The organism is Corynebacterium sp. MSK218, from assembly GCF_030232655.1.
In the GTDB taxonomy this organism is placed as follows: domain Bacteria; phylum Actinomycetota; class Actinomycetes; order Mycobacteriales; family Mycobacteriaceae; genus Corynebacterium.
This window is the reverse complement of record NZ_JASPGN010000039.1, coordinates 1-562: the sequence shown is the minus strand read 5'-3', so window position 1 is coordinate 562 and position 562 is coordinate 1. Positions and strand designations below refer to the sequence as shown.

The window sequence follows — 562 nt, the reverse complement described above, 5'->3', positions numbered from 1 at the left end:
GGCCCTTCCGGTTTTAGAGTGCGTTGATTTTGTCCTGTAGTTGTCCGGAGTGGATCAGGCACCGCAAGATGTAGTGGTTGAGGTTTTTGAATCCTAGGGCGATGCCGCGTAGGTGTTCGAGTCTGCCGTTGATTGCCTCGACGGGGCCGTTGGATGCACCGATATCAAAGTAGGCAAGCACATCTTTGCGTCTTCGCCACAGGGTGCGTCCCAGTTGGGCGAGCTCCTGCAAGCCTTTCGGTAATCCTTTACGCAGGGTGTGGATGATGCGTTCCATGAGCTTTTTGCCTTCCGATTTCTTCGGATGCGCGTACGCTGCGATCATGTCTTGGTAGAGCAACCATGTCACCTCTAGGGCCACGTAGTCGTCATCGGTGGCCCACAACATTTCTAAGCGGTGCTTTTGCCGCTCGGTGAGATAGTTCGTCCTGGTCAACAGGGTGCGCCGGTGCTTGTACAGGGGGTCATCTTTGCGTCCGCGGCGCCCGGTGGTCTCACGTTGGAGTCGCTGTCGGCAACTGGTGAGTTTGTCGGCTGCCAGATGCACCACATGGAACGGGTC

The 562-nt window shown here is 56.6% G+C and carries 1 protein-coding gene; it reads right to left on the bottom strand.

The features are described from left to right. Positions 1-13 precede the first annotated feature (13 nt). On the bottom strand, positions 14-562 hold a 549-nt coding region (locus tag QP922_RS12835), incomplete at its 5' end, for a transposase (RefSeq protein WP_284809912.1).